Origin of the sequence: Paenibacillus dauci, from assembly GCF_000971985.1 — a bacterium.
GTDB classification, from domain to species: domain Bacteria; phylum Bacillota; class Bacilli; order Paenibacillales; family Paenibacillaceae; genus Saccharibacillus; species Saccharibacillus dauci.
This window is the reverse complement of record NZ_LAQQ01000001.1, coordinates 1,138,923-1,160,557: the sequence shown is the minus strand read 5'-3', so window position 1 is coordinate 1,160,557 and position 21,635 is coordinate 1,138,923. Positions and strand designations below refer to the sequence as shown.

Genomic DNA, 21,635 nt, shown 5'->3' with positions numbered 1-21,635 from the left:
TGTCAGTTAACCCGAATGATAATAGAAGTGGGGGAGTATGGTGAATCAGGATAAAAGGGGAGTTATTCTTGATGAGATTGAATACTGGCGGGAGAATCGGTTGCTGCCAGCGCATTATTGCGATTTTCTGATGAATCTGTATGATGTAAATCAGGAGCGTAGTGACAAAAAGGTATTATCTATGCAGTCTTTCAAGCAGGGCAATATACGAACATGGATTTTTACGTTTCTGATGCTTTGTTTTATTTGTCTCGTCCTACTGTACTTTACAACGTTTCCCTTTTTGGTACAGCTGGTATGTGTGCCGGTGTTTACAGCGCTTTGTTATACAGGCGGAATCCGCTGGCGCAAGCGTAATCCGATCGCATCATCATTTCTGTTGGCAGTAGGGAGTATGTTGATGCTGGGGATGGGCATATTAATTATTCGCCAGCATGGATTGGACCCGTCGCTGTGGATTACTGTACTTGTCATTGGATGTGCGTTAATCTGGTGTATAATGGGATATGTGATTTCCAGTCCGGTGCTGCTGTATATCGGGTTTGGTGCGTTTGTACTGCTGTATGCAGGATTTTTTGCGCGTATGAATCCAGACGCTTCGTGGATCGTATTGCAGGGTCTGTGGCTTCCGCTCAGCCTGCTATTGGTATGGTTTAGCTGGCTGGTTCATCATCGTGGCAAAAAGCTGGCCGCCGTCTATTTTACAAGCGGAATTGCCATTTGGTTTATGCCGGAAGTAGATGAAGTACTGCTTCGCGGGCAGGTTCCGGATATTTTTGCAGTGCTGTGTGTGACCAAGATTGCACTGGCTTGCATTCTTTTATTTATACTTCGAAAAAAATGGATAGTGTGGGTGGCTGCATGAAATTATCAACAAGATTAACAAGAATTGCGGAGCAAATTCCAGCAGGGAGCCGGTTGGCGGATATTGGGTCCGACCATGCTCTTCTGCCGGTATTTGCCGTACGTGAAGGCCGTGTAATCAAAGCGATAGCTGGTGAAGTCAACCAGGGACCGCTGGATGCGGCTCAGCGTCAGGTGAACGAAGCAGGACTCGGTCAGGTGATTGAGCCGAGACTTGGTAATGGTCTGGCTGTACTGACTCCTGGAGAAGTGGATGTAATTACGATTGCCGGTATGGGCGGGGCACTAATCGTAACTATTTTGTCTGAAGGGCTGGACAAGCTCGAAGGCGTATCCCGCTTAATTCTGCAACCGAATGTAGGAGAAGAATTTGTACGTCGCTGGCTGCTCGAGCATGGCTGGTTCCTGTCTTCCGAACAGATCCTGGAAGAGGATGGCCGTACATATGAGATTCTGACTGCTGATCGTCTGGATGATGCGGCAGAGCGTAATGTACAGCTATATCAGGAACGTCTGCTAACGAATCCGGATGGGTTGCAGGTAGAACTGCATGATTTCAGTTTGCTGCAATTTGGCCCTTATTTGCTGAACGAAGCTTCTCCAGTATTCGTAGATAAATGGAAACAGGAAATCGACAAGCTGGAAAAGGTAGCTGCATCTGTTGGTCGTTCGGATACGGATGAAGCCAAGCTAAAAGTTGCGGCACTACAGCAGCAGATCAAGCTCGTGAAGGAGGTACTGTTATGCTTGCAAAAGGACAGACCGTAATCCAGTACATGGAGCAGTTTGCTCCCAAATCAATCGCTGTACCCGATGACCGGATTGGTCTTCAGCTGGGTACACTGCAAAAGGATATTACAGGCGTGTTGGTGGCCCTGGATGTAACAGAAGAAGTAATCGATGAAGCCATTGCGCTGAACGCCAATCTGATTATCGCGCATCATGCGATTATTTTCCGGCCTCTCAAAAGTCTGCAGACCAGTACGCCGATGGGCCGTCTGTATGAGAAGTTGATCAAGCATGATATTGCGGTCTATATCAGTCATACCAATCTGGATATTGCCGAGGGTGGAGTGAATGACTGGATGGCTGAAGCGCTGGGCCTTCGTCAGACGGTACCGATTGAGCAGACGTCGTCAGATGATTACTTGAAACTGGTTACTTTTGTACCTGCTTCGCATCTGGATGCGGTACGTAGTGCCGTATGGGCAGCGGGAGCCGGCCATATCGGCAATTACAGCCACTGCAGCTTTAATACCGAAGGTACAGGCACATTCCAGCCGGAAGAAGGAACGAACCCGTATATAGGTCAGCAGGGCAAGCTGGAGCATGCTGCCGAAGTCCGTTTTGAGACGATTATCCCGACCAGTCTGCGCAACAAAGCGGTTCAAGCGCTGATTAAATCCCATCCATATGAAGAAGTAGCCTATGATCTGTATCCATTGGCACTTCCAGGCAAAGCCTACGGTCTCGGACGCGTAGGTAAACTGGATGCGCCGGTGAGTCTGGGTGAATTTGTGGACACTGTCAAAAAAGGCCTTGATGTACCTACCGTACGCGTTGTAGGTGACTTGCAGCGTACGATCAAAAAAGCAGCCGTACTCGGCGGATCAGGCAGCCGGTATGTAAATGGAGCTCTTTTTAAAGGAGCGGATGTGATTGTGACCGGTGATATCGATTATCATACGGCTCACGATGCACTGCTTGCCGGAATTGCCATTATTGATCCAGGCCATAATACAGAGAAGATTATGAAGCCAGGTGTAGCAGGTGTGCTCAGTGCGCGTTTGCAGGCAGATAAATATACGACACCTGTACATGCCTCTGTGATCGATACCGAGGTATTCCGGTTCGTTTAAGTGAGACTTTATGGTATATGCTGTAAAGATAACAATTTAGGGTAAACAAATTTGTAGTTGCCTCTTGCCACCGTCAGCTTAAAATTATATAATATGCTGTGTTGCGTTCGCGGAAAGTTTAACAGACAATCGCCGGTAGCCGAAAGGCTGCGGGAGGAAAGTCCGGGCTCCGTAGGGCAGGGTGCTGGATAACATCCAGTCAGTGCAAACTGAAGGATAGTGCCACAGAAATGGACCGCCGATGGCTCGCAAGAGTACAGGCAAGGATGGAACCGAGGTGTAAGAGACCCCGAGGAACACTGGTGACTTTGTTCCTGGTAAACCCCATCTGGAGCAAGACCTAAAGAGATACAGCTTTTTTTCGGAAAAGCAGCCTTAGCCCGAGGTGTATCGAGGTTGGTCGCTGGAGCCAAATAGTAATGTTTGGCCTAGATAGATGATTGTCACCAAAAGTGGGAGGGTAGTTCCCGATCGAACCACAACTGGTACAGAACCCGGCTTATGAGAAACTTTCCCAACTAACGCCACGTTTACTCAACAAGTATGATAGCTATTTGGTCATGTATGGCGGATTTATTCGCATGTATGGAATACAGCATCATTACATTTGTACTGACCAATTCAATATCCGCTGTACAAAGGCGGTGTATCTTCCGATAATATTAGGAAGATACACCGCCTTTATGATGGAAAATAGGTAAAATCTGAAATGTTCAATGAAATCTATATCATGGACCTTCCATATACCTTGATTGTTAAGGTAAATGAAAGTAATCTATATGGTATTAAATCAATCATCTGCTGATACATTGATGAGATGATTTTCATGAACATACCTATTGGTTAAAGAAACCATAAGAGCCTGATAGGAAATGCTTAAAAATTGATGTTTGTAAACTGAAGTGGAACTAACACATGAAATGAGTTTTATGGTAGGATGTAAGTTAAATCAGGGTTAAATCATACAACGACCTAACCCAGTCTTAAAGGAACCAATTAAGGGGGAGCTACAGTCATGTCAGCTGCAAATGTCCATAAGTTGAGTGAAGGCACACGGGAAAAGTTGAAACCGGTCATCGAGAAACTGGAAGGGTTTTTGAATGAATATTCTCTAAAGGCATTGGCAGCCGAACAGGGAGAAGATACATTACCTTTTTACAAAGGGTTTCTGGCAGATCTGCGTCACCTGCTGGTATTCTCCGAAGTATCCTATGAGAAATTGGGCGTAGTTTTGCGTCGTGCTAACTTTGATGCAGAATTTGCTGAAAAAGCTCTTTATAACACGTATCATCAGTGCGTAAACAGCTTTTTCTATCCCAAAAATGAGTGCTATTCCGAAGATGGACGTTATGCCTACACAGGACAGGAAGCAATCCGTTTCCGTCAAACGCCTGTGAAGCCGGTCAGAGATATTATTCTGGATATTACCAGAACCTTTGAAGAACTGCGTGATGACCTGTCTTACTATGAAAGTGACTATTTGACACAGCGCCGCATGAATCAGCGCCACGCATAAACTGCTAGCTTATGTATTACGATGAAAATTTAACTGCTAAGGGTGCCTGAAGAGGCATCCTTATTTTTTTGTAATAATAGAATTAACGGTACTATTTTAAATCAAGTTTACATATCCAATATACATATCGATTGCTTGTTCACTATTATGATTAAAAGGAGCTTACATAGACATGGATGCAAGCAATATATCTACAGCAGGTACAGCTTATACGAGGCGCTATCCGGCTTTTGTATACTCCGTAATGGACGGGACGATAGCAGGCAGTATTTATATACAATCTTCAAATGGACAAACCTATAAATTAAATAACATTCCCCAACAGAATAATCATCTTCGAGCTATGCCTGCTGCATTTCATTTTATTGATAGGCCATTATGGGTGGAGACGTCTATAGGTCTTTATTATGCAGGAGGCGGGAATCCTTCAGAATCTTTTTATGCTATGGTCAGTGAACGCTGCCAGAGACGTATAGAGACCCTAGAAAGATTTACTTTATTTTCGGGTAGTACAATATGGAATGAAATGGTATCCCGGCTGCCTGGTGAACTTCGTCAGCTTACCAGACAGGCAATGGATTATTCTTGTGATCTCTTGTCTGAGGATCAACGAAAACGGTCTACGCTGTATGAACTGAAAAAAATAAATGAATCTGTTATTCAAAATAGCGCGGTTTTTGACGAAAAGTATTATAGGACCTATTGGGGTTCGTCTGTCAACTATCTGCAAAACGGAATAGGTTACGCGATTTGGCATGAAAATGAAGTTATTTGCGAATGTACGTCGATTTTTGCGAATACTTGGACAGCAGAACTGGATATCTATACAGCAGCAGCGTATCGGGGCAAAGGATTGGCGTTAATAGTAGCGAAGTCTTTTATCGATCACTGCATACACACCGGTCGTCAGCCGATATGGGAATGCAGTCTGGATAATGAAGCTTCCCGACAACTGGCATATCGACTGGGTTTTGTACCTTCATATACTTACAGCGTATGGGCGCGTTAGAGAATAATACCATACGGGAGATTGTTCCTATTTTCCACCTGGGTGATCAGAATCGTCATTCATTCTCATGCCTAACATGTGTAAAAGCAGTACACTGGGAATATAGAGAAATACTTAGACGGATAATCCACCATTCATTTACAAATAGACAGGAGCTACCAACCATATGCAAATTGATCCAAATACAGCAAAGCAAATGCTTGAACTGCGATATCTGAATGCATCAGGCGGAGGCAGCACAAACCCTGCTGCTGTAAATACAAATGATACCGATCAGCTGTTTCAGCTGATGCTGCAGCAAAATATTGGCACATCCAGTGAAGCGCAGAGTTCGGGTGCCAGTGTGCAAGATCTGGCGAGTCTGGTATCTACAGGGACACCTTCTTCGGTAACAGGCAGCACGTATGGAACAGGATCGGCCGACCCATGGTACAATTTTGACCAGCTACCGGAAGTAAGCCCGGAGAATGCAACAGCTACAGCCCGTGCAGGATTGACCGAAAGCAGCAGCACGGCATCACTATCCGCTGGGGGGGATGTATCGGCACTTCAAGGAATCGGTGGCGACGATAGCGGAAGCAAAACAACAGCGTACAATGACCTGATCAGTACAGCGAGCAGCAAATACGGTATTCCCGAATCACTGATCAAAGCAGTAATCGATGTAGAGTCTTCCTTTAATCCTCGTGCAGGTTCTTCTGCCGGAGCCAAAGGACTGATGCAGCTGATGGATGGTACAGCAGCCGGACTGGGTGTGAGTAATTCCTATGATCCTGCCCAGAATATTGATGGGGGCACCAAGTATCTCTCCTACCAGTTGAAGCATTACGATAATAATGTCAAAACAGCCCTGGCTGCCTATAATGCAGGTCCAGGACGACTGCAAAGACTTGGCATTTCCAATGACAATGAACTAATGGCCAAATTCGACCAACTGCCAAAAGAAACACAGCGCTATATCAGCAAAATTGAAAATGCCCAGAGCAAATATGCTCTTTAAGTTTCGATATTCCCTATAATAAAGCCAACTCTTCGGATAAGAATGTATGATATAATGACAGGCAGACGGTTTTAGCATCTGACTGTAACTTTCAGAAGAAATGGCAGCGACTATTATTTTTGAAAGAGATCAAAAAGCGGAGCGTTATCCGTATTTTGGTCTCTTTTAGTCTTGTCTGCTGCTCGTTTATATAGCAGGAAGCAGGAGGTAGGATACAATGAAATACTTTGATTACGCAGCTACGACACCTCCTTATCCCGAGGTCGTACGCGCGATGTCCGAGATCATGGACAAGCATTATGGCAATCCATCTTCGCTTCATCGTTATGGTGAAGAATCGGAGCGACTGATTCGCCGAGCGAGAGAAGTAACGGCAGGCTTACTGAATGTACAGCCAGCAGAGATTATATGGACATCGGGGGCAACCGAGAGCAACAATATGGCAATCAAGGGCGTCGCATTGCGCAAAGGACGTATGCAGGGACATTTTGTTACTACGATGATCGAACATCCTTCGGTTTACGAGACTTTTCGTCAGCTGGAACTGTTCGGGTTCGAAGTGAGTTATGTGAACCCGCAGCCGGATGGAGCAGTATCTCCTGAAGATATACTTGCCGCTATAAGACCTGATACCCTTTTGGTCAGCGTAATGCATGTTAATAACGAGACTGGAGCCGTACAGCCGATTGAACGTATTGCCCATTTGATCAAATCCCATTATCCAAGAGTGCTTATGCATGTCGATGGTGTGCAAGGTTTTGGCAAAATCCCTGTGTCGCTAAAAGAATGGGGAATTGACCTGTACAGTTTGTCTGCCCATAAGCTGAGAGGACCCAAAGGAACCGGCTTGCTCTACGTCAAACAAGGGCTGGAACTACTGCCGCTGCTGGCGGGCGGGGGACAGGAGCAGGGATACCGTTCCGGTACGGAAAATGCTGCCGGCATAGCGGGGATGACCAAGGCGATGCGCCTGATTATCGAACAGCAGCCCCGGCAGTATGAGCATTTGTGCACACTTCGGGATGCCGTGCAGCAGGCTATCCACGATATTCCCGGGCTTGTATGGACCGAGGTTGTATCGGCTGCACCGCATATTATTCATTTTACGTATCCCGGTATGAAGTCGGAAGTAGTACTGCATAGTCTGGAGCAGCAGGGTTGCCTGGTATCTACCCAGTCTGCCTGCTCCTCGCGCAAATCTGTACCCAGCCGTGTACTGGCAGCGATGGGTATGGACCGCACGCATGCCGGCAGCGGTATCCGGATCAGTCTGGGAGACGAGCATACATTGGAAGATGTGGAATACCTGATAGGAGCGCTTCGACAGACAGTACAGTCACTGCGTTCATTGGAGAGGAGATAAACCGGTTTGATGCATAATATTAGTCGCCTGATTCTCAGAATGGGCGAGATTACACTCAAAGGAAAAAACAGAGGTCGTTTTGAAAAAGTGATTGCCGAGCATGTACGCGAAATCCTGCGTCCATATCCACAGGCACGTGTGCACCGTGAATATGGACGAGTGTATGTAGAGACAGGGGGAGTATCGGCAGAACTGCTGATTGGTCTGCTGCGTAATGTATTTGGCATTGTGGATATTATCCCGGTCAAGCAGGCAAAGCCGGAATTGGATTCTATTATCGAAGCTGCACTGGAACTGATTCGTGAACACGATATACAGGCCGAGACAACTTTCAAAGTGACCGCGCGCCGGGTATGGAAACCATTTCCGCATTCTTCCCAGGAGATGAATCACCTGATTGGTTCCCCGGTGCTGCGTGCCAATCCACTACTCAAGGTAGATGTACGCAATCCGGATATTGAACTGCGAGCGGAAGTACGCGAGGATGCAGCCTATGTATACAGTCAGATCATTCCTGCTGTTGGCGGATTTCCAAGAGGCAGCAACGGTCGGGCGATGCTGATGCTATCGGGTGGTATTGATAGTCCGGTCGCAGGCTGGCAGTCCATGAAAAGGGGACTGGAAATTGAATGTGTCCATTTCCACAGCTATCCGTTTACCAGTGAACGGGCCAAGCAGAAAGTTATTGATCTGACCCGTGTACTCGCCGGATATGGCGGCAAAATCAAGCTGCATGTGGTACCGTTCACCGAGATCCAGACTGCTTTTACGACGACAGGACAGGATAATCTGATGATTACCCTGATGCGCAGAGCCATGCTTCGAATTACAGCCCGCTTGGCCGAGCAGCAAAAAGGATTGGCTATTATTACCGGAGAAAGTCTGGGACAGGTAGCGAGTCAGACACTGAACAGCATGAATGTGATCGAGCGGGCAACCGAACTGCCGATCCTGCGTCCTCTTGTGATGCAGAGCAAAGACGAGATCATTCAGGTATCCCAGCAGATTGGCACCTATGATTTATCTATTCTTCCTTATGAGGATTGCTGTACGTTATTTGTTCCCAAGTCGCCAGCGACCAATCCGAATCTGCGAATTGTAGAGAAGGTAGAGTCTTTCCTGGAACTAGATGAAATGATTCAGCGTGCGGTAGAACAAACCGAACTGTTGGTGATTGAAGCAGGTTCATCCACAGACTCATTTTTAGCCGAAGCAGTAGAAGAAGACTGGCTGTAATTTATCGCCTATTGCATATATAAAAGCATAACAAAACAGCTGCAACCCCATCCCGGCCCATAAGGCCGTGGAAAACGGATTTGCAGCTGTTTTTTTTGTATCTATTCATAAATGCTTATAAAGCATATAAAAATCGAATTCGTACCACAATTAGTTGGATATTTTGCACGGTATAGTGGAACGGTAGTTAAGAAGCTGTACGATTGGCAGTCTGACGATTTTTCAAATATCCAGCCAGTAGTACACCGATAATAATGAAAACAACGAATATCCATCTCCACAGCGGGTGAGCTTCAAATACACCATGCAGACGATTTTCTTCGGTAATCATATGGGAAGCGGTATATGCAAGTACTGCACTACCCACATAGATAATCCATGGAAAACGATTAGTCAGTTTGATGAAGATCGTACTGCCCCATACTACGATAGGCACGCTGATACACAGACCAATAATCACGAGACCGATGTGCTGGTTGGCAGCACCCGCGACGGCGATAACATTATCCAGTCCCATAGCTGCATCGGCTACGATAATGGTCCAGACTGCACTCCAGAGAGAAGTGCCTGCTTTGACATCTTTATGATCTTCATTATCGGTAAGCAGCTTGTAGGCAATTACAATCAGCAGCAGACCACCAACGACAAGCAGCCATGGAATCTGCAGCAGCCAGATAACGGCAATTGTTGCTACAATTCGAATGATAACCGCTCCAAACATACCGTAGAGAATAGCTTTTTTCTGTGTTTGCTGCGGCAGCTTACGTGCAGCCAGACCGATAACAATAGCATTATCGCCTGCCAGAATAAGGTCGATAAAGATGATGTTTAAGAGTGCCAGCCAAAAGCTGGCTTGAGTAATATCCAAAATGTCTCCACTCCTTTAAGTTTGCCCAGATTAGCCGATAATAATAATATACCAGCATGTGTCTGGTTACCATGACAGGTTCATCACATGAATCAAGGTGATTCTGCAGATTGGGTATATAGGGAATGCCTGATTCCGTAAATATTCGCAGATCGTCAGATCAAGATGGCATGTTGTATTAATAACCAGAATAACCGTAATACTAACCGCTGGATCTGTGGTATACCGTGGGCGAGGGACTCCTTTCGGGTAGTCTTTTTGCGGAAGATCGGATACACTAAATGTATGGAAAAACACTGGATCAGCTGCTGTACCGGAATAAAAACGGCTGGGAGGAAAGCGTAATATGACGAATCGTAATCAGGGAGTTATCGCAATATTTATTATACTGGCCGGACTGGTCATTTTGCTTGGCAAGCTGGGTGTATTTGCTTTTATTGGACATGTTTTCTGGCCGCTGCTTATTTTGTTGCCAGGTGTACTGCTGCAGTTGGTTTATTTTAGTCGCAGTGCTTCTTCGTATGTACTGATTCCGGCAGGTATACTGACCGTATACGGGATTTTGTTTTTCTTTTGCAATATCTGGGGCTGGTCATTAATGGCCTACTTGTGGCCGCTGCTGCTGCTTGGTATTGCTGTAGGACTGTATGAATATTATATGGTTTCGTCTTCTGCCATATCTCGTAATGTTGGTTTTGCTGCGGTTGTTCTGGGTGCATTATCTATCATTTTTCTCTTTTTCAGCCTGCTGGGAGCATCGGCTTTCTACCTGATCGCTTTGCTGCTGATTGGCGGCGGAATATGGATGCTGTTCAGCCGAACTAATTCCAAAAGAGGCTGGTAATAAGTATGATTAAGCTTGATTTATATGAGTTATGCCGTATAATGAATAATGAATCAGTTTACTAATGACGGTTTTTACAATTTTTTTATAATAAATAGTAGAGCGTCGGCTTCGTTGACCGACGCTCATTTTCTGGAGAGGATTTGGAGAATTTTATGCATTTGAGAGAGAATATCCGCAATATCGCCATTATTGCCCACGTTGACCATGGTAAAACAACACTGGTGGACAAACTGTTGCAACAATCCGGCATTTTCCGTGATCACGAGACTTTGCAGGACCGCGCAATGGATTCCAATGATTTGGAGCGCGAACGCGGTATTACGATTCTGGCTAAAAATACAGCTATTACCTATAAAGATTATCTTATTAATATCGTGGATACTCCGGGTCACGCCGATTTCGGTGGTGAAGTAGAACGTATTATGAAAATGGTTGATGGTGTACTGCTGGTTGTTGATGCTTATGAAGGTTGCATGCCGCAAACGAAATTCGTACTGCGCAAAGCACTGGAGCACAACCTGACACCTATCGTTGTCGTGAACAAAATCGACCGTCCGGCAGCTCGTCCTGCTGAAGTTATTGACGAAGTACTGGAACTGTTTATCGAGCTGGGTGCTAACGATGATCAGCTGGACTTCCCGGTTGTTTATGCTTCTGCATTGAACGGTACTTCCAGCATGGAAGATGATCCTGCCAAACAGGACGATAACATGCAAGCAATCTACGAAACTGTAGTAAGCAAAATCCCTGCTCCAACCGAAGATACAGAACAGCCGCTGCAGTTCCTCGTTACACTGATGGACTACAACGAATATCTGGGTCGTATCGCTGTTGGTCGCGTTAACCGTGGTATTATCCGTCAAGGTCAATCCGTAACGGTTATTACCCGCGAAGGACAGAAGAAAACAGCACGTGTCGAGAAGCTGTTTGGATTCCAGGGTCTGAAACGTGTCGAAGTTGAAGAAGCAGGTGCAGGTGACATCATCGCACTGGCTGGTATCAAGGATATCAACATCGGTGAGACAATTGCTGATCCACAGAATCCGGAAGCACTGCCAGTTCTGAAAATCGATGAGCCTACACTGCAAATGACGTTCCTCGTGAACAACAGTCCATTTGCAGGTCGTGAAGGTAAATGGGTAACATCGCGTCGTCTGCGTGACCGTCTGTTCAAAGAGCTGGAGACTGATGTGAGTCTGCGTGTAGACGAAACAGAAAGTCCAGATGCTTATGTCGTATCCGGACGTGGTGAGCTTCACCTGGGTATCCTGATTGAGAACATGCGTCGTGAAGGTTATGAGCTGCAGGTGTCCAAGCCTGAAGTTATCGTTCGTGAAATCGACGGTACTCGCATGGAGCCAATCGAGCGTCTGATGATCGATGTGCCTGAAGAAAGCATGGGCGCAGTTATGGAAAGTCTTGGAAGCCGCAAAGCTGAGATGGTTAACATGGTTAACAATGGCAGCGGACAGGTTCGTCTGGAATTCCTGATTCCTGCACGTGGTCTGATCGGATATCGTACGTACTTCCTGACACTGACTCGTGGTTACGGTATTATGAACCATGCGTTCGATAGCTACGGACCGCTGGTAGCAGGACAGGTTGGCGGACGTCACCAGGGCGTACTCGTATCCAGTGAGAATGGTTCTTCCACACTGTACGGTATTCTGTCTGTTGAAGATCGCGGTACACTGTTCGTTGAACCGGGTGCTGAAATCTATGAAGGTATGATCGTTGGTGAACATACTCGTGATAACGATATCGTCGTTAACATTTGTAAAGAAAAGCAGCTGACTAACGTTCGTTCTGCTACCAAAGATGACACCGTTAAAATGAAAACTCCGCGTCTGTTCTCTCTGGAGCAAGCTCTGGAATACCTGAACGATGATGAGTATTGTGAAATCACGCCGAAAGCCATTCGCCTTCGCAAAAAGATCTTGAACAAGAGTGAGCGCGAACGTGCTGAGAAACACCGCAAAGCAGCACAAAACAGCTAATTCCGGTCGTGAAGTTGCAATTATAATCTGAATTCTTCATTATAGTAGGTGGCTGAATCCTGAGTATGCTGGTGATCAGCATAGGATGGAGCAGCCACCTTCACTACATTATCTAATAACGATGGAACAGGTGTTGAGAGCAATGAGTACGACTACAGGAGGACTTCCGCCGCGTGCGGGGGGCAAGGCCAAATCGCAAAAAGCCGGCAATCCCAAGTCCAATAAAAAACAAAAGAAAAAAGTTAGCGGCTTTAAACGGTTTATGCAGATTCTGCTAATCGTGATTCTGCTGGCAATTGTAGGTGTTATGGCGTACGCTGGTATTCTTTATTATCAGCTGCAGGGAATGTTCGAAGGTAAAGGTGGTACAGGTCAGACTCCAGGTATTGTAGATACCAGAGTTCCTGAGAAATCTGCCAAAGAAAAGCCGATTACGATGGCTCTGCTCGGTACGGATTATCGCAAAGAGACCGGTACACGTCTTACCGACGTAGTTATGGTAGCTACGCTGAATCCGGAGACCAAGTCTGCCACAATCGTATCACTGCCGCGGGATACGTACTTCCAGCTGGATGGATATATTCCCAACAAGCTGAATGCGTATTATCCTAAATTCTATGCGGAAGATAAGAAAAAAGGCACGGATAACGCCATGCAGGAAATGCAGACCATGCTGGGGAAATATCTGGGAGTGGATGTCGATTATACGACAGTTATTAATTTCCAGGGCTTCAGTGATGTTGTAGATGCTGTAGGTGGTGTGGATGTCGATGCAGCCATGAATATGTGTTATATTGACCGTGCAGACGGAACCAATATCAATATCAAAAAAGGGCCGCAGCATCTGAATGGGGAACAAGCTCTTGGATATGTACGTTATCGTCATTCCAGCAGTTCTTGTAGCCCACGCACACAGGAATCCAGTGACTTTGATCGTAACAAACGTCAGAACGAAGTACTGAATTCTGTAGTGGATAAAGTTCAATCGTTCAGTGGTGTAGCGAAGCTGAGTTCAATTATCCAGTCGGTCGATGATAATATGGAGACGGATATTGAAGGCAGTCAGTTCACCAATCTGTTAACCACTTACTGGGATATTCCAAAAGCGAATATCAAGTATATGCCGGTTACAGGAGATTGGAAGAGCCCGTATGTATACATCAATGAAACCGAGCTGGCTAACGCCAAGCAGGCACTTCAGGATGAACTAAACGGAACAGCAACACATTCGGATCAATTTGACGGTACAGGTACTTCCACAGAAAGTACAGGTCAGTCAGCAACTGCAAAATAAAAGTGGAATATCATAAACTCCGTATGTATTGTTAATAGATCGGAAAGAAAAGAACAGGTTTCTGCTTAGGCAGAAACCTGTTCTTTTTTTGTTGTAAAATGTCTATTTATTCCTAGAAAATGAATTATTATAGTAACCAAAACACCTACTATCTCACATTTGAAAAGGGCAATATCTATGCTATAATATCCGTGCACCTTACTATTCGCTGAAGCAGGGATTGGAGGTTTTGGGATGCCGCAATGTATGTGTAATACACTATCATGTGATGGAATTATTTCACATGTGCCAAATCCAACTCTTATTCAGCTGTATGCCAAAGGTGCGGCTTGCTGTGATTTTTTCAAATTATATTATAATGATAGGACAAGTCTGGGTGCTGTATAACCCGGGCTTTTTTGTTTTATATCAAGTGGAGGGTGAGGCTTGGCGGTTCAGGAAGCGGGAAGCATAAGCTGGAGGCATCAGAGATCACAAACAATTCGTACCCAGGGGGGAATCTCCATGAAAAAGATTTTTGTATTGGATACCAATGTGCTTCTTCACGATCCGAATGCCATTTTCGCTTTTGAAGAAAATGATGTAATTATTCCCGCAGTGGTATTGGAAGAAATCGATTCAAAAAAACGCAATGCGGATGAAATCGGGCGAAATGCCCGAGGCGTCTCCCGTTCGCTGGATGCGCTTCGTGAAATAGGACATCTTCATGATGGCGTTCAGCTGGAAAATGGAGGTACACTGCGGGTTGAATTAAACCATCGCAGCTTTGCCAAAGTGCATGAGATGTTTGGCGAGATCACCAATGATAACCGTATTCTGGCTGTTGCTTTGAATTATGATTTGGAAGAACGCGAGAAAGCCGAACCTCGTCAGGTCATTCTGGTGAGTAAAGATGTACTTGTTCGTGTCAAAGCCGATGTACTCGGACTGCTGACAGAAGATTACTTATCCGATCGCGCAGCCGAACCCAATGAGATTTATACAGGCTATACGACACTTCAAGTTCATCCCGCGACTATCGATGATTTCTACAATAACCGTTATTTATCCGTGAATGCCTTGAACCTGAATTATACGCTGTACCCCAACGAATTTGTAATTCTAAAAGACGAAATGGGCAGCGGCAAGTCCGCACTGCTCAAAGTCAGTCATGATGGCAGCAAGCTGGAGCCACTTTTCCTGAGCAATGAGCCGATATGGGGAATAGCTGCACGTAATGCCCAGCAGCGGATGGCTCTGGAGTTGTTACTCAATGATGATATTCCACTGGTTACCATTACAGGAAAAGCCGGTACAGGCAAAACGTTGCTGGCACTCGCGGCCTCATTATCCAAAGTAGAAGATGAGCAAAAATACAAAAAGCTGCTGATTGCCCGTCCGGTTGTACCCATGGGGAAAGACATTGGTTATCTACCGGGAGAAAAAGATGAAAAGCTTCGCCCTTGGATGCAGCCTATCTACGATAACCTGGAGTTCTTGTTTGATACCAAAAAAGCGGGAGATATCGATAAGATTCTAATGGGACTGGGCAGCATTCAGGTAGAGGCACTTACCTATATCCGTGGACGGTCGATTCCAGGACAATTCATTATTATTGATGAAGCTCAGAATCTATCTCGTCATGAAGTGAAGACAATTGTATCCCGTGTCGGTGAAGGCAGCAAAATTGTACTGGTCGGCGATCCGGATCAGATCGATCATCCGTATCTCGATTCGATCAGTAATGGTCTGACTCATGTGGTAGAGCATTTTAAACAGGAAGGAATCAGCGGTCATATTACTCTGGAAAAAGGAGAGCGTTCCAAACTCGCTCAGTTGGCTGCGGATCTGCTGTAATATAAATGAACAAAAAGCGTCTTCTCCAATCAGGGAGAGGACGCTTTTTAATATGCTTATTCATTCTGGAGTAGTGAGCCTCCATACTTTTCTGTATAGAGGCGATTATTTTAACTCTTGTTGCTTGTTTACTTGAGTGACAACTCCAGCTGTACGGTCATCGATTGAGGGACAATCCCGACCGAAGTCGCTTTGAGATAAGGAATGATCTGTTCAGGATAGAATCCCAGGTCGAACTCATTCTCTAGCATTTGGCAGGTTGTATCCGGTAGACGAAATCCGTTGAATATCAGCTGATCTACCCGGAAACGCATTGTATTTTGCGGAGCATTTTCAATCTCATAATGACCAATGATCTCCAAGGCCAGTTGCCCCTCTTGTCCATGAACAACTAGTCGATCCTGTTCAAAATTGAATTGCAGGCTATCTGGCAACCCGGCAGTCTGATGCAGAAAATCATTCAACTGCTGCTGCTCGATAACAATCGTATACTGCCGACCATTTGTACGAATAGCTCCCGGCTGCGATTCAAGAAACGCGGGAAATTGCTGCATGGATTGAGCCAATGCCTGAAAATAATTCTTCACTTCATACAATCCAATATTCTCCCAGTAGGCATTCATTTCATTGATCAGTTGTCTCGCAGTATCCGGCTCCGAGCTGGAAGCAAGACCGCTGTGAATTCGGGTTTGCAGAGAAGATACATGTTGTCTCTGTTCGGTCAAACGACTGCCGATCGTACGTAACTCCGTGGAAGTACGCAGCAAATCGCTTCGTATAGACTGTATCTGCTCATATCTGGTTCGATAATCTGTCATAATTTGCTGGTCATGATCCAGAATCATTTTATAGTATTCGTAAAATGCAATGACTCCCGATATACTACCAGCCGCCCAGAAAGCATTGCGTAATTGCTCCCGCTCTCCGGTATAATAGGCAATCAGTATTTTATCGGATTGTACTTTGGCATCATTCAACTGCTGCTCACTGGTCAGAGCTTGCTGTTCCAGTTGTTGATACCGGGTACGGGCGGTATTTTCTTCCTGACGAATTCGTGTAATTTCATGATCAAGTTCAGTTACCGATAAACTGTCTTCCAACAGCTGACGAGTCTGCGGATCGAGTTGCTCTGCAGATTCTAGGGAAGGCGCCGCTGCATTAATGAATGAAAAAGGTACAAACATAGCTGCCAAAAGAGAGAAGCAAACGACGCATGCCGTGTAAACAGGTTTCATCTATCGTTTCCTCCCTGTATAATTAATGTTGTTACTGCAAATAAATTCATTATAAATAATGAAGAAGCTGTCTTTGGATTAGAAATATGAATGAGTAGGTCACGATCCAAAAGCTATATTCGGGTTATGCCTATGTAGATATATGGCTGTATGTTGCATAAATCATCTACAATATAGGAAAGCAGCATAGAGGATAGGGGTTATTCACAACTCATATATTCTTATTTTATCGCATACCATGTTCGGAGGGAATCACATGATTATTGATATTTTTGGAGCAGGATCTTTGGGGCTGCTCTTTTATAGTAAAATGGCCCAGATACAAAAAGATATTCAGCTAAATCTGTGGACACGTACAGAAGCACAAGCTTCACTAATCCGGCAAGAGGGCATTCACTATTATCCATCTGCAGATGCGGTAGCGGATTTATCAAGTTTGTCTATCCCGGCATCAGGGAATGTCTATCCTGTATCTCATATTTATCATACAGGAGACTGGCGATCGGCAGATGTCATTCTGGTTACGGTGAAACAAACCCATATGACTCCTGAATTGATAGAGCAGCTGGCAGAGCGGGTATCGGAACGGACCTGTATTATCTATTTACAAAATGGTATACGAACAGATCATATGGGGGATAACAAGTGGCAGGTTTATGCAGGCATTACTACAGAAGGCGCCAAGAAATCAGCTCCCAATAAGGTGATACATTCAGGGTATGGAGAGACCATACTTGGACAACTAACGCAACCTCACGGTACTGTAGACAGGGGGGATGAATCGGAGGTTGCAGCTAATGGGCATTCGGACGCTATCATTTTGTTATTAAATTTATGGACTAAAGCAGGACTTAGTGCCTCTTTGTCGAATAATATCGAGATGGCAATATACCGGAAGCTGATTATCAATGCTGTAATTAACCCACTCACCGCTTTGTGGCGCATACCTAATGGAGAGCTTTTAGCCAGTGCGGAGCGCATAACTGTGATGAGACAGCTTTATGAAGAAGCGATTCATGTATATGACAAAGCAGATATAGAATGGTCAGAATCACTTTGGAATGATATCTTACAGGTATGTCGATCAACTGCATCCAATACCTCCTCTATGCTGGCTGATGTACAGCAGGGTAGAAGAACCGAGATACGGTGGATTAATGGCAGTATTGCAGAGATTGCCCGGCGTCATCAGACAATAGCCCCTGGACATGAATGGGTATGTCATCTGATTGAGGCAATGACCATAAAGGAGGCAGATTAATGGGAGGATTTTTCGGGTGGCTGCTGAATGGAGCGATTTTTTTAAGTCTCGTTCCTTTTATCCCTTTCCTGGCTGTATATCTGATCAGCCGGTTTAAGAAAGAGCCGAAAAAGAAAGCGGCCGGAAATGCGATGGACGTGACGACTCCATTTCTTTATATTTCGGTAGCGGCGTTATTTAATATCATATTTAACAGTCAAATGGGATTTTACATATTTTTGCTGATACTGCTGCTGGCTATTGGAGTTATCGGAAGTGCGCAAAACCGTCTCAAAGGGAAAGTGGATTTTCAGCGTCTTTTCCGTGCAGTATGGCGTTTATCTTTTTTATTTTTGAGCTTAGGTTACATCGTGCTGCTTTTAATCGCTATTTTGCAATACTTGACACGGTAATCGTGTCGAAAATTGGAATATTTTTGCTTGATGTTAGGTATTCCTCCGTGAGATGAAGCCTAATATACACTGCAATGTGACGAATATGTTGAAAAAACCGAAAAAAAACGCTTTTTTTAAGATTAAAATATAGATTTTTTTGACCACTGGTTGTATAATCAATAAACATATACCACAACCACATTTTTTAGGGGGAAACTGCTAGATGAAAAAGAAAAGTTGGTTAGTACTTATGACCCTCGTACTAGCTTTTAGCACCTTGCTCGCAGCTTGCGGCAGCGGTTCTGAGAGTGGTACAGGTACAAGTGGACAAGCAGGAGAAGGCACTGCATCACAGGATTTACGCATCAACATGAGTGCAGAACCTCCTACTTTTGATCCGGCTCAAGCAAAAGACAGCCAGACAAATACGGCTCTGAAGCTGATGTACGAAGGTCTCACCCGTATGGGCGCAGATGGCAACCCGGCTCCAGGCGTTGCTGAAAAATGGGATGTTTCCGAAGATGGTCTGAAATATACTTTCCACCTTCGTGATAATGCAACTTGGAACAACGGTGAACCTGTAACAGCGGAAGATTTCGCTTATGCATGGGAACACGTTCTGAGCCCGGACACTGCTCCAGCATCTGAATATGCTTACCAGCTTTACTACCTGAAAAATGGCGAAGCGTTCAACACTGGTAAAATCAAAGATTTCTCCCAGGTTGGCGTGAAAGTTGTTGACGAGAAGACACTCGAGGTTACTCTTGAGAACCCTGCACCTTACTGGCTCGGTCTGACTTCTTTCTACACATACTATCCGGTTAACAAAAAGAACGTTGAAGCTAATGACAAATGGGCTGCAAAAGCAGACACCATGGTTACTAACGGACCGTTCACTTTGACAACTTGGACAACAGGCCAACAACTGGCTTGGACTAAAAACGACAAGTATTGGGACAAAGATAACATCAAACTGAATACAATTACGGCTTCCCTGGTTAACTCCGGTGCAACCGAGTATTCCAGTTATCAAAGTGGCCAGCTTGATTATGCTGGTGCACCAACTGGTGAGATTCCAACCGACCAGATCCCTGCTGCAAAACAACAATTCCCGGATCAATTCCAGGCAAAAGGTATTGCAAGCACATACTACTATGAATTCAATAACAAAGAAAAACCTTTCAATAATGCAAAAATCCGTAAAGCGTTTGCAATGTCTATCAATCGCCAAGCGATCGTTGACAATGTAACACTGGGTGGACAAATTCCAGCATTTGGTTTCGTACCTCCGGGTATCAAAGGCCAAACAGACGAATATCGTACTGAGCACAAAGACAGCTATTTCAAAGAAGATGCAGCACAAGCAAAAACATTGCTGGCAGAAGGTATGAAAGAGGAAGGTTACACAACTTTGCCTCCAATCACACTGATCTACAACTCCAGTGAAGCGCATCAAAAAATCGCTCTGGCGATTGCTGATATGTGGAAGAGCAACCTTGGTGTAGACGTGAAAACTGAAAACCAAGAGTGGAGTGTATTCCTGAATAACCGTCAAAGTGGTAACTTCCAAGTTGCTCGTGCCGGTTGGACAGCTGACTACAATGATCCAATGACATTCATGGATATGTGGGTAACTGGCGGCGGTAACAATAACGCTGGCTATGCAAATCCTGCATATGACAAACTGATTGCTGATGCAAAAGCTACTCAGGATGCTGCAAAACGCATGGATGATATGTCCAAAGCAGAGAAAATGCTGATTGAAGATGACATGACTGTTATGCCTATCTACTACTACACTAGCATTTCTCTTGTAAAACCTAATCTTAAAGGAATCGTTGTTGATTTCAGTGGAGCAATTGACTTCTCCAAAGCATATTTCGAATAATTCAATAATTAATTTGGCAGTTAGATGATTGCTGCGGGATATATGTGGAGCTTTTCCAACCATATATATCCCGCTTTTATGTGTGTTTGACGTTTTACCATATATTGCTTTTTCTAACTTTGAATATTGCAAGTTTTTACTTGTTTTTATTAAATAATATGAATTGCAAGTTTCTTTCTTACTTAAAGAATCAAAGAAATAGTATGGTTGAACAATGCGCATAAACATTACACAAAGGAGGGTTCCAGAAGAATGGTTAGGTATATTGCCGGCAAGTTTCTTTTTATGCTAGTGTCTCTATTTATTCTGGTATCACTGACATTTTTCCTGATGAAAGTTATTCCAGGTGATCCTTTCATGTCAGAAAGAGCAGTGCAGCCTCAGATCAAAGCACGTCTGATGGCTCAATATGGATTGGATCAACCCATTCCTGTGCAGTATGTACGTTATCTGGGCAATGTTGTTCAAGGGGATCTTGGTATTTCGATGAAATATCAAAACCAGGATGTAACCGGACGAATTGCTCAAACCTTTAAGCCTTCTTTGCAGATTGGTATTTTTGCTATTATCATTTCTATTATTGTCGGAATTGTGCTTGGTTTGATTGCGGCTTTGTACCATCGGAAGCTGATCGACCATGTAGCCATGACTTTGGCAATTATAGGGATCGCAGTACCGAGCTTTGTGCTTGCAACCTTGATTCAGTATTTATTTGCACTCAAGCTGGGTTGGTTTAACGTCATGGGCTTCAGCAAACCTAGTGACTTTGTGCTTCCGGTAGCGGCTCTGGCTGTACAACCGATAGCATTTATCGCTCGTCTGACACGATCCAGCATGCTGGAAGTTCTGAACTCCGAATACATCAAAACGGCTAAAGCCAAAGGCCTGAACGGCTTTACTATCATGACACGGCACGTGGTGCGTAATGGTATCTTGCCTGTTGTTACTTATGTTGGACCGATGACTGCAAACGTTATTACCGGTTCTGTCGTTATCGAGCAGATCTTTGGTATTGGCGGTATTGGTAAGGTATTCGTCGAAAGTATTACCAACCGTGATTACACAATGATTATGGGCGTTACCATTTTCTATGGTGTTATTTTGATGCTTGCACGTTTTATAACAGATATTTTGTATGTGCTGATTGATCCGCGCATCAAATTGTCTGGAAGAAAGGGGGCTTAACCG

18 protein-coding genes and 1 other RNA gene are annotated in these 21,635 nt (G+C 44.8%); 17 read left to right on the top strand and 2 right to left on the bottom strand.

The features are described 5' to 3' along the window. Positions 1-37 precede the first annotated feature (37 nt). The 9 genes from WH46_RS12430 to thiI all read left to right on the top strand — a co-directional run bounded on the left by WH46_RS12430 (position 38) and on the right by thiI (position 8,847). Positions 38-865: a hypothetical protein gene (locus WH46_RS12430; protein ID WP_017811824.1), complete on the top strand. Its 828-nt coding sequence runs from the start codon at positions 38-40 to the stop codon at positions 863-865. Continuing rightward, positions 862-1,632 (top strand): tRNA (adenine(22)-N(1))-methyltransferase, encoded by a 771-nt coding sequence (locus tag WH46_RS12425; protein ID WP_046226874.1) that lies wholly within the window; start codon positions 862-864, stop codon positions 1,630-1,632. The genes WH46_RS12430 and WH46_RS12425 overlap by 4 nt, the downstream gene beginning before the upstream one ends. Beyond that, the gene (locus tag WH46_RS12420) at positions 1,608-2,723 is read left to right on the top strand and encodes a Nif3-like dinuclear metal center hexameric protein (RefSeq protein WP_046226873.1); all 1,116 of its coding nucleotides are present in this window, start codon (positions 1,608-1,610) and stop codon (positions 2,721-2,723) included. Before WH46_RS12425 ends, WH46_RS12420 begins: the two co-directional genes overlap by 25 nt. 113 nt (positions 2,724-2,836) lie before the next feature. Further along, positions 2,837-3,240, top strand: an RNA gene (gene rnpB, locus WH46_RS23450) — RNase P RNA component class A. 498 nt (positions 3,241-3,738) lie between these two features. Further along, positions 3,739-4,239, top strand: a complete 501-nt coding sequence (locus WH46_RS12415; RefSeq protein ID WP_017811821.1) for a YpuI family protein — start codon at positions 3,739-3,741, stop codon at positions 4,237-4,239. A gap of 172 nt (positions 4,240-4,411) precedes the next feature. After that, positions 4,412-5,248 carry a GNAT family N-acetyltransferase gene (locus WH46_RS12410; protein ID WP_046226872.1) on the top strand — a complete coding sequence of 279 codons (837 nt, stop codon included), beginning with the start codon at positions 4,412-4,414 and terminating at the stop codon, positions 5,246-5,248. A 166-nt stretch (positions 5,249-5,414) separates the two neighbouring features. Beyond that, positions 5,415-6,248, top strand: coding sequence for a lytic transglycosylase domain-containing protein (locus WH46_RS12405; protein WP_046226871.1), 834 nt, complete (start codon positions 5,415-5,417; stop codon positions 6,246-6,248). A 217-nt stretch (positions 6,249-6,465) separates the two neighbouring features. Beyond that, on the top strand, positions 6,466-7,611 hold the full coding sequence (locus WH46_RS12400) for a cysteine desulfurase family protein (protein ID WP_046226870.1): 1,146 nt from the start codon (positions 6,466-6,468) through the stop codon (positions 7,609-7,611). Between the two features lie 9 nt (positions 7,612-7,620). Beyond that, complete coding sequence (thiI, locus tag WH46_RS12395; protein ID WP_046226869.1) at positions 7,621-8,847, top strand: tRNA uracil 4-sulfurtransferase ThiI; 1,227 nt, start codon at positions 7,621-7,623, stop codon at positions 8,845-8,847. A 187-nt stretch (positions 8,848-9,034) separates the two neighbouring features. Here thiI and WH46_RS12390 read toward each other — a convergent pair whose 3' ends face one another. Next, positions 9,035-9,715, bottom strand: a complete 681-nt coding sequence (locus tag WH46_RS12390; RefSeq protein WP_017811816.1) for a TerC family protein — start codon at positions 9,713-9,715, stop codon at positions 9,035-9,037. Positions 9,716-10,061: 346 nt separating this feature from the next. Between WH46_RS12390 and WH46_RS12385 the strand changes: the two genes are divergently transcribed. The 4 genes from WH46_RS12385 to WH46_RS12370 all read left to right on the top strand — a co-directional run bounded on the left by WH46_RS12385 (position 10,062) and on the right by WH46_RS12370 (position 15,689). Continuing rightward, positions 10,062-10,559 (top strand): hypothetical protein, encoded by a 498-nt coding sequence (locus WH46_RS12385; protein ID WP_017811815.1) that lies wholly within the window; start codon positions 10,062-10,064, stop codon positions 10,557-10,559. Between the two features lie 155 nt (positions 10,560-10,714). Further along, positions 10,715-12,559, top strand: a complete 1,845-nt coding sequence (gene typA / locus WH46_RS12380; RefSeq protein ID WP_017811814.1) for a translational GTPase TypA — start codon at positions 10,715-10,717, stop codon at positions 12,557-12,559. A 142-nt stretch (positions 12,560-12,701) separates the two neighbouring features. Continuing rightward, on the top strand, positions 12,702-13,853 hold the full coding sequence (locus WH46_RS12375) for an LCP family protein (RefSeq protein WP_046226868.1): 1,152 nt from the start codon (positions 12,702-12,704) through the stop codon (positions 13,851-13,853). Positions 13,854-14,357: 504 nt separating this feature from the next. Next, complete coding sequence (locus tag WH46_RS12370; protein WP_046226867.1) at positions 14,358-15,689, top strand: PhoH family protein; 1,332 nt, start codon at positions 14,358-14,360, stop codon at positions 15,687-15,689. A gap of 128 nt (positions 15,690-15,817) precedes the next feature. Here the strand turns inward: WH46_RS12370 and WH46_RS12365 are convergent, their stop codons facing one another. After that, positions 15,818-16,924, bottom strand: a complete 1,107-nt coding sequence (locus WH46_RS12365) for a hypothetical protein (protein ID WP_046226866.1) — start codon at positions 16,922-16,924, stop codon at positions 15,818-15,820. Between the two features lie 256 nt (positions 16,925-17,180). On the opposite strand from WH46_RS12365, the gene WH46_RS12360 reads away from it, so the two are divergent. The 4 genes from WH46_RS12360 (at position 17,181) to WH46_RS12345 (ending at position 21,632) form a co-directional block, all read left to right on the top strand. Beyond that, positions 17,181-18,185 (top strand): ketopantoate reductase family protein, encoded by a 1,005-nt coding sequence (locus tag WH46_RS12360; protein WP_046226865.1) that lies wholly within the window; start codon positions 17,181-17,183, stop codon positions 18,183-18,185. Next, positions 18,185-18,577, top strand: a complete 393-nt coding sequence (locus WH46_RS12355) for a DUF3397 domain-containing protein (RefSeq protein WP_046226864.1) — start codon at positions 18,185-18,187, stop codon at positions 18,575-18,577. Before WH46_RS12360 ends, WH46_RS12355 begins: the two co-directional genes overlap by 1 nt. A gap of 205 nt (positions 18,578-18,782) precedes the next feature. After that, entirely contained in the window at positions 18,783-20,447 is a 1,665-nt protein-coding gene (locus WH46_RS12350) for a peptide ABC transporter substrate-binding protein (RefSeq protein ID WP_017811808.1), read from the top strand. 252 nt (positions 20,448-20,699) lie between these two features. Further along, positions 20,700-21,632, top strand: a complete 933-nt coding sequence (locus WH46_RS12345) for an ABC transporter permease (protein ID WP_017811807.1) — start codon at positions 20,700-20,702, stop codon at positions 21,630-21,632. The last annotated feature ends 3 nt before the right edge of the window (positions 21,633-21,635 follow it).

Excerpts from the sequence above, each read along its gene's own strand:
- WH46_RS12430 (WP_017811824.1), top strand. The coding sequence starts at position 38 with ATGGTGAATCAGGATAAAAGGGGAGTTATTCTTGATGAGATTGAATAC.
- WH46_RS12425 (WP_046226874.1), top strand. The coding sequence starts at position 862 with ATGAAATTATCAACAAGATTAACAAGAATTGCGGAGCAAATTCCAGCA.
- WH46_RS12420 (WP_046226873.1), top strand. The coding sequence starts at position 1,608 with ATGCTTGCAAAAGGACAGACCGTAATCCAGTACATGGAGCAGTTTGCT.
- WH46_RS12415 (WP_017811821.1), top strand. The coding sequence starts at position 3,739 with ATGTCAGCTGCAAATGTCCATAAGTTGAGTGAAGGCACACGGGAAAAG.
- WH46_RS12410 (WP_046226872.1), top strand. The coding sequence starts at position 4,412 with ATGGATGCAAGCAATATATCTACAGCAGGTACAGCTTATACGAGGCGC.
- WH46_RS12405 (WP_046226871.1), top strand. The coding sequence starts at position 5,415 with ATGCAAATTGATCCAAATACAGCAAAGCAAATGCTTGAACTGCGATAT.
- WH46_RS12400 (WP_046226870.1), top strand. The coding sequence starts at position 6,466 with ATGAAATACTTTGATTACGCAGCTACGACACCTCCTTATCCCGAGGTC.
- thiI (WP_046226869.1), top strand. The coding sequence starts at position 7,621 with ATGCATAATATTAGTCGCCTGATTCTCAGAATGGGCGAGATTACACTC.
- WH46_RS12385 (WP_017811815.1), top strand. The coding sequence starts at position 10,062 with ATGACGAATCGTAATCAGGGAGTTATCGCAATATTTATTATACTGGCC.
- typA (WP_017811814.1), top strand. The coding sequence starts at position 10,715 with ATGCATTTGAGAGAGAATATCCGCAATATCGCCATTATTGCCCACGTT.
- WH46_RS12375 (WP_046226868.1), top strand. The coding sequence starts at position 12,702 with ATGAGTACGACTACAGGAGGACTTCCGCCGCGTGCGGGGGGCAAGGCC.
- WH46_RS12370 (WP_046226867.1), top strand. The coding sequence starts at position 14,358 with ATGAAAAAGATTTTTGTATTGGATACCAATGTGCTTCTTCACGATCCG.
- WH46_RS12365 (WP_046226866.1), bottom strand. The coding sequence starts at position 16,924 with ATGAAACCTGTTTACACGGCATGCGTCGTTTGCTTCTCTCTTTTGGCA.
- WH46_RS12360 (WP_046226865.1), top strand. The coding sequence starts at position 17,181 with ATGATTATTGATATTTTTGGAGCAGGATCTTTGGGGCTGCTCTTTTAT.
- WH46_RS12355 (WP_046226864.1), top strand. The coding sequence starts at position 18,185 with ATGGGAGGATTTTTCGGGTGGCTGCTGAATGGAGCGATTTTTTTAAGT.
- WH46_RS12350 (WP_017811808.1), top strand. The coding sequence starts at position 18,783 with ATGAAAAAGAAAAGTTGGTTAGTACTTATGACCCTCGTACTAGCTTTT.
- WH46_RS12345 (WP_017811807.1), top strand. The coding sequence starts at position 20,700 with ATGGTTAGGTATATTGCCGGCAAGTTTCTTTTTATGCTAGTGTCTCTA.